Source organism: Vibrio sp. V39_P1S14PM300 (assembly GCF_009904765.1).
Classification (GTDB): Bacteria; Pseudomonadota; Gammaproteobacteria; order Enterobacterales; family Vibrionaceae; genus Vibrio; species Vibrio proteolyticus.
The window spans coordinates 1-5,722 of the sequence record NZ_WXWP01000198.1; the positions used below are offsets into that span (position 1 = coordinate 1).

Below are 5,722 nucleotides of genomic sequence, written 5' to 3' on the forward strand. Positions count from 1 at the left end.
GTCTTGATAAGTGCAGCCAATAAAATCTAAATAGTTCATCTAATACCATCCGTTTGCTTTATTTAAGCGGTGGAGCTCTTCTCTAGCGTCCTCAAGTTGCTCATCAGTGTAGCCATTTTCTTTTAAACATGTCTTAATCGCATCAAAATTCGAATTTACTGCCGCATCTAGATCACCTGAATCAACTTGCTGCTTTTCAAGTTTATTTCTTCCACCATATGTTTCACTACACTTTTGATGAATCTCTCTCGGGATCGCTACTCCAGCACCTGAGTTAATAATTTCTTTCTTTTCATCAGCAGTTAAAGGACGTCCAAGCATTTCTTCCGCAGCTCTTAACAATGCCGCCTGAGATGGAATATGATCTATATCCATTCCATCCTTTTTGCTTCTTGGCGCTAAGTCGCCATAAGTGCCTACTTCCAGTGGTTTTACCTTAGTAATTCCAGCACTACGCTTATTAAATACTAAGTACAAGGGGGACACGCCAGAATCCGCAGGGAAAGTCACAATATACTCAGCAAGCTCTTCCTCGGGATAGAGCGCTGTACCTATCTCTTGTTCATGCTCTTCGATAGGACGAACCCAGATATTGTGAACATCCAGCTGATCATTTTCGGGCAATACAGTATCAGGTGTTAGTACATCCGTTGAACCATCCGGTGTCCATGTAATGGTAATCCCATTCTCTAGCTCAGCAACAAAGTGCTGTCCTTGTTGCACAGCCTCACGCTTCGCAACTCGCTCACCATAGGCGCTACCGTCTCCCGTTTTGATGCCGACCACTTGCTGTTTACCATTTTCGTCCGTGTACATATTGAAACGGACACGCATCGTCGTAGTGTCACCGGTCGCAAAATCTGGATTTCCTTCTAAGGTACCATCCGCAAGCTGAGACGGCCATAAAGCGGCCACTAGAAAGCCACCCATTCGAGCAAAGCCTGCTAACGCTTCTCCTGAAATCGACCACGTACCAATCGTATTGGTCGTATTGCTACTGAGAATGCCAAGGTTCGTTGCCGCGCCATTTGCGGGGATCGCAAGGAGTGCCGTTTTTCCATAGTCGGTGGCTTTAGAAGCCGTGGTGATGGTGGTTAAGTTCGTGACGGGCAATTCTTTCTCGAACAGACTATCGCTGTTTATCGCCTTAAACTGGGTTCCTGAGATAAGCGAATCAGAGTAATCATAATGCGTGTTCGCCAAGCAGCTATAGGTGTAAGGGGAAAGCGGAGGTAAATCGGTCGCTTTTTCTGGAGTGCTCTGGTTTTGTTCGACGGCCTTAACGGTCAGCGTATCCCCGACTTTCAACGACATCGGCTCGGCATTGTACTGTGGATTCAAATCAAGTAGCTGTTTCGCCGACAAACCATATTGCTCTGCAATGGCTCCCCATGATTCTCGTTGGTTGGTCTTAGAGTCCGTTCCAACAGTATGCGTTTCTGGTTTACTCTCTGCTTTCTCTGTTTCCGCGGGTTGAGTAGTTTGTCTTTCCGCGACAGGCAGCTTGGGCGCCGCAAGCAATTCGTTGATATCAAGCTTGATACCATGTTGAGCCAACCAGTCATCATCGAGGTTGTCTAGCTCTTCTCGGGTAATTGGCTGTTCAAGATAAATCAGATGTTGGTTTTCAACGTCTTTACCTTCGAGCTTCCAGTAAACCAGAATGGCGCTTTGATAGATGTTGTAGCCTTGCTCATCATTGAGCTGCTCGTGGGTTGAACGTGTCGCGTAGAATGCCCACTTACCATTGCCAAGCAGCTTGTACTCTTGAACTAAGCGGCCATTGTAAAAATGGTAGTAGTAACCTTCTGTTGGCAGCCCCAAACGCTCACCAAGCTGCACCGAAGGGACAACTGGGATAAAGGCTTCTCGTACTACACCAGAGCCTATAGGCTTCACCTGCACATTGTTGGGGACACTCATTCCCAAAGCATTGGACGCTACTTTGGCGACCAATTTTTTCGGTTCATCAAAGGCGGTATGAGCGATATATTTTGTACCGTGCTCGGTTGCCTCCGTCTGCCAACGGCCAATCAGGGATTCTTGTTTGGTTTTCGCCAGTTCAAACGCATACCCCACGCTTTTTCTAAACGTCTCATCCGAGCAAGCCACTTCAAAGCAATATTCGTATTGCAGTTTTGGTGGTGCATCTGAGGTATCAGGTTTTACGGGCTCAGGAACGTAGGTCTCTTCAATGTTAGGCGCATAACCAGCGGTGCTTTGAGTGGGCGCAGCACTGCCAGCCGCACCGCCTGACATTCTCGTTCTGGACAGGTAGGCACTTTTCGCTTCTGGCGATAACACCTCTTGCCCTTCCGCCGACAAGCTCCATGATTTGCTCATGCCATCTCGGAGCATCACAGGCTTTGAAGGGGAATCCGTCAATAGTGCTAACTCACCACTTTTCAGCTTATCCATAAAACTGGAATAGCTCATCCCCTGAGGGAGTGCTGAGCCTAACGCTCTTTCGTCCAGCCTACCAATGTCACCTTCAACCTGACCAAACTCATATGCCATCAGTTCGGTTAACCGTACCACTCGATAACCCACAGTTAAATCCATCCGCTACTTTCAATGGATGTATTCTACCTAACCAGTGGGAGTTGCAGGATTTATAACCATAAGTTCGGTCTACCAATTGCAGACATTGTGATTTTCACCCACTACATCCAAACCTATTGATAATGACTTCATCATTAACCAACGTATCCCAAACAAAAAATAGGGCATAGCTTGAGAGGTGTTACCCTCCCAAACTATGAATTCTTGTATTAGTCAGCTTCCGCCGCTTCAACCGCCAACAGGTCAGCTCTTTCATTCCCTTCAATGCCCGAATGTGCTTTGACCTTAAACACCTCGACATACTTCCTAGAACTCAACTCGTCCACTTGTTGCCAAAGCTGGCGGTTTTTAACCGGTTTCTTATCCGCTCGACGCCAACCTCGGTCTTTCCAATCGTCCATCCAGATGTTGAAACCTTTCACACAGTAATCGCTGTCCGAATAGATAACATCTCCATCTTCTGCGTATTCCAATGCTTCAATTAAGGCCAGTAGTTCCAGCTCAGCATTGTCGGTTTTTCGATTGATGGTAAAACTCTCTTCATGAACAATCTCATTGTCTTCATCCATGACCACCAGCCCGATACCACCTCGTGTACATCCGTGTTGGTTGTTTGGTGCAGCGCCGTCTACGTAAATTGAATAGCTCATTGTTTATCTCTCTCTAATTGTAAAAAGGGCGCATGACTTTGCTTAGCCAGCGCCCCGTTGATGATGTGATTTGATGTTTGTGTTACTGAAAGGATTCTGCGTTGTCTCGCATGCTCAGACGCGACTCCATCCATTCCTCGATTTCACTTTCTACCCAAGCCACCGCTCGTCCACCGAGTGGCACACTCTTCGGAAAATCGGTTTCATCAGCCATGAACTTGTAGATAGTGGAGCGGCCTAGCCCTGTAATCGCCATTACGTCTTTAAGTCGTAGAAATCTCATGGGAATTGTCTCCTCTTGTATATACCCATGGATAAGCCGCCACGGTAAAAAAGTGCAGTCGGCCTAATCTAATCTAGGCTAGAGCCAAAGCAGTAACGCTCTTCTTTCCACGCTTCAGCAAAGCTACTCAGACGGTGGAAGACACAACGCTTTATATTGGTATCTTTGCTCTTACAGCGTGTTCCTAGTCCATAGTTCCCTCGGTCGTTAAACAAGATCATTGATCGCTCTTTGCCTTTGTAGTGCTTTTCTATCGCTTCCTTCCAAGCTGTTTTTAGATGATCCACAAGCTGATTACTTTTATCCCAACAAATGGCAGGGCCGAAGTACTGACTATCATCAAGAAACAGCATTACTCGGTAGTTATGTGAAGGGGTTTTATCAGCTCGCTTACGCCATATATAAGGCAACGAATCGGCATCGATTTTCTCTTTCAGAATGTCAAAGTAATCATTAAGGATGCTGAGATCGGTGTCTTGATGATCTTTAGGCAGGTATAAATCCAAACGCATCGCAAGAGTACGTTGATACTGAGTGAGAGCCTGATCAAAGACCTTATCCATCGTGGTAAGCGCTGATTCATAAAGTCCCTTATTGCTGTAAAACAATGGATAATCTTTAAATGTTCTAGCACGAGTAATGGTTGGAAGGTGGGTTGTGTTCGACATGGGTAATACCTCTCAGAGTGTGAATGACATAGGCATTACTCGCGCTGTACTTTTTTAAGGTGAGTCGTGACTGCAACCAAAGCTCTTGTTGCGGTGATCGTTCCGGTTGGCAATGGGCTTCGCAAGACGACTGATTCGATAGAAGAATTCGTTTAACTGTAGCGGGAACACTTGAGCGTCAGACAACAGCTCAAAGCCCTCATTCGTAGGGGAATAAGCTAATCCTGAGCATGGTTGGCTGTAATAAGCTTCAACCACCTTATCCCATGTCTTTCTCACTTTTTTGTAAAGAAAACGTCCCCAACCCTCTCGTCCAGTGCCGAAGTTTTGAAAGAGATCCCTATCAAAGAGCAAGATAAGATGATGGTGATCGCTGGTGGATTCACTGGCTCTCGTCCAGATATAGCGAATGACCGTTTGCTGGTATTGATAAGTTCTGTCGGTGTATTTGTCCTTACAGAGCTCATTAGTCTCCGATTCTAAAATACGAAAGAAATGGGCAAACACCGCTAGGTAATCTTCCCCGAAGTCACTCGGTAGGTTTAGGTTGATGTGAACAGCAAAGATTCTTGGGTATTGGTTTAGTGCTTCAGTCAGCACTCGGTCTATCTCCTCTAGGTATTCGAGAACGAGACCATCCTTGTGGTAGTAGAGTGGCTTTCCATTAAAGGTTCGGTCATGAGTGATGGTGTGGACTCTTTGATGAGCCTCGTTGAGTTGATGAATCATGATTGGTTCCTGTGGTTTGTTGTGATTCCCACAGGAACTGTTACTACCGTTATTTTTAAGCTACTTATGACTATGGCCGAAATTATTCATACGCTTTCCAAAATGCTTCGTTCTTCGTTTCGCTAGATAGCTCAGTCGATAAAAGACAGATTGAAACACCTCCTCAAACTCCTCAGAGTTACGTAGCAAGTGATACTGGCCTTGTTTGGAGAAATGGATAGCTGGTTTCTCTTTACCTGAGTACATGGCTTCCACTGAACGCTTCCATGCATTACGAATACGGTTAGCCAAACTTTGCTGATACTCTCCAAAATCCCCCAGAGAGCGAAATATGTTCCGGTCAAAGATAAGTGCAACGTGGTAATGACTGCTCGTTGAGGTATCACATTCTTTAGCCCACACATAACGAATAGTGGTCTCTCGATAGGGTTTGCGATTTAACCGAGCACTACGTCTTCGATATGCCGCTACCTGAGATTTCAAAGAGCGGAAGAAACGAGTCATCACTGCTGAATCATCCCCTCTAAAGTCTGTTGGTAAGTTGAGGTCCACTCGAACGATAAAAAGTCTCGCATATTGCTCTAGAGCTTTCTCAAGGACTGATTCTATCCCTTCAAGGTATTCAACGACTAAACCCTCCTTGTCGATGTATACCTTGTTTCCGTTGAAAGTGGATTCGTGTGTGATGGTTAGATTTTTAGACATGATAGAGACCTATGTTTTGTTAATGACATAGGTACTGATAGTGACGTTATTTTCTAAGTCTCTCTTTGGGTAGGGGACCCCATCCCCTACCAAGATATCGAGTGATGAGGTCGTTGGTTGAGGTG

The 5,722-nt window shown here is 45.6% G+C and carries 6 protein-coding genes; all 6 read right to left on the bottom strand.

The genetic code is table 11. The features are described 5' to 3' along the window. Positions 1–39 precede the first annotated feature (39 nt). Positions 40–2,562 (bottom strand): T6SS effector antibacterial DNase, encoded by a 2,523-nt coding sequence (locus CAG65_RS10190; protein WP_161453552.1) that lies wholly within the window; start codon positions 2,560–2,562, stop codon positions 40–42. 209 nt (positions 2,563–2,771) lie between these two features. Beyond that, positions 2,772–3,212: a ribonuclease HI gene (locus CAG65_RS10195; protein ID WP_005496785.1), complete on the bottom strand. Its 441-nt coding sequence runs from the start codon at positions 3,210–3,212 to the stop codon at positions 2,772–2,774. Between the two features lie 82 nt (positions 3,213–3,294). Beyond that, positions 3,295–3,495 (bottom strand): AlpA family transcriptional regulator, encoded by a 201-nt coding sequence (locus tag CAG65_RS10200; RefSeq protein WP_055035460.1) that lies wholly within the window; start codon positions 3,493–3,495, stop codon positions 3,295–3,297. A gap of 68 nt (positions 3,496–3,563) precedes the next feature. After that, positions 3,564–4,163, bottom strand: coding sequence for an inovirus Gp2 family protein (locus CAG65_RS10205; protein WP_024700458.1), 600 nt, complete (start codon positions 4,161–4,163; stop codon positions 3,564–3,566). Positions 4,164–4,217: 54 nt separating this feature from the next. Further along, a complete protein-coding gene (locus tag CAG65_RS10210) occupies positions 4,218–4,892 on the bottom strand; it encodes an inovirus Gp2 family protein (RefSeq protein WP_161453553.1) in 675 nt (224 codons plus the stop codon). Positions 4,893–4,952: 60 nt separating this feature from the next. Next, positions 4,953–5,597, bottom strand: coding sequence for an inovirus Gp2 family protein (locus CAG65_RS10215; protein ID WP_104966166.1), 645 nt, complete (start codon positions 5,595–5,597; stop codon positions 4,953–4,955). Between the last annotated feature and the right edge of the window lie 125 nt (positions 5,598–5,722).